We start from the raw sequence: 1694 nt of genomic DNA, 5'->3' as shown, positions 1-1694 counted from the left end.
TTTGGCGACAAAAATGTCCGCCTGAAACGGCGGACCAGTCGGGGAGTGCGTTGAGGGGTCAGTAGCTCTGGTTCAGTTCATCGGCGGCCGGGATTTCGCGTTCGCGCCGGGCGATGTAGTCCAGCAGCGCCTCGTTTCTGGCCTCGTCCAGTTTCGGCTCTTGATATTCGGCCAGCAGCTTGCGCGCATGTTTCAGTGCTCGTTCCGTAATTTCGACACTGCCTTCCGCCTGCCATTGTTCGATCGAGTTGTTGTCGAACATTTCCGGCATGAAGAACGCAGTCTGAAAGTTCTCCTGCGTGTGCGGGTGGCCCAGGTAGTGGCCACCGGGACCCACATCCGGAACCGCCGCCAGCGCCTGATCGAAGTCGCCCCATTTCGGCCCCTCGGCCATGCGATAGGCCATGGCGCATTGCTCGGCATCGACGATGAACTTGGCGACCGAGCAGTGCATGCCCGCCTCGTTCCACCCGGCCGAGTGCCAGATATAGTTGGCGCCCGCATGAACAACCGCGCCCAGCGTGGTCGCCGATTCATACCCCGCCTGCGCGTCAAAGGTCTTGGCCCCGCCCAGCGTGTTCGAGGTTCGCCACGGCACATCATAGAACCGCGCCATCTGGCCGATCATGAAATTCATCAGGCTGATCTCGGGCGTCCCCGCCATCGGCGCGCCCGACTTCATCGACACCGTCGACAGGTAGTGCCCCCAGATCGCCGGTGCGCCCTTGCGGATCACCTGCGTGTAAGCCAGCGCCGACAGCGCCTCGGCGGTCAGCTGCGCCACGGTTGCAGGCACTGACGCGGGCGTGTTCGCACCCCCCAGAACGAAGGGTGAGCACAGCACCGGCTGGTTGCGGCGGCAGAAGGCGCGCATCGCGCCCAGCATGGTCTCATCCCAGACCAGCGGGCTGTTACCGTTACAGTTGCCGGTGGTCACCGGATGGTCGTCGATGAAGCCTTCGCCGAACAGGATGTCGCACATATCCATCACATCCTCGGCGTTCCTGGGCGAGGTGGTCATGCCCATGAACATCTTGTCCGAGTATTTCATCGACGAGTAAGTGATGCGCAGATGCCGCTGGCTGATCGGGTGATCGTAGGGCTCGACAATATGGTGGGCCGAGCTGTGCAGCGCCGGCATCATGTGGCTGAGCTTGTGGAACATCGCCAGATCTTCCAGCAACGGATTGCGGCGCACATCATCCAGATCGCGCAGGAACGGTGCGCCGGTCATCGGCACGAAGACCGAGTGCTTGCCGCCCAGCTTGACGTTTTTGGCCGGGTTGCGGGCGTGATAGGTGAACTGCGCCGGGATGGTCGAGATCAGCTCGCGCACCATGTTGCGGTCCAGATAGACCAGCTCTCCATCCACCTTGGCACCGGCTTTCTTCCAGTCCTCCAGTGCGACGGGATCGCGAAACTGAACGCCGACATTCTCCAGTATATCCATGGCGGCGCTGTCGATGCGTTCCACCTGACTGCCATCCATCACCTCACATTCGGGGATGTTGCGGGTCAGGCCGGGCAGCATCTGAAAATTTGGCGCAGTGCGCTTGGCACGACGCGCCGCGCGTCCACCAGAGCGCGAAGCTGTTCGAGTGTTCATAGGGCGTATCTCCAATCTTGTCGCCAAACTGAAGGATTCGCCAAACTCAAACATCACTGATTGCGATATCTGATTGCAGGAAACGACA

1 protein-coding gene is annotated in these 1694 nt (G+C 61.1%); it reads right to left on the bottom strand.

Features of this window, described 5'->3' with window-relative positions:
- Positions 1-58: 58 nt before the first annotated feature.
- The gene (locus ACR0IK_RS24310; RefSeq protein ID WP_480643681.1) at positions 59-1606 is read right to left on the bottom strand and encodes a trimethylamine methyltransferase family protein; all 1548 of its coding nucleotides are present in this window, start codon (positions 1604-1606) and stop codon (positions 59-61) included.
- Positions 1607-1694 lie beyond the last annotated feature (88 nt).

It is taken from the genome of Ruegeria sp. BF7, assembly GCF_056538605.1.
The sequence above is the reverse complement of the archived record's forward strand: the minus strand, read 5'-3'. Positions and strand labels throughout refer to the sequence as shown.

Coding starts and splice junctions, on each gene's coding strand:
- ACR0IK_RS24310 (WP_480643681.1), bottom strand. CDS start 1,606: ATGAACACTCGAACAGCTTCGCGCTCTGGTGGACGCGCGGCGCGTCGT.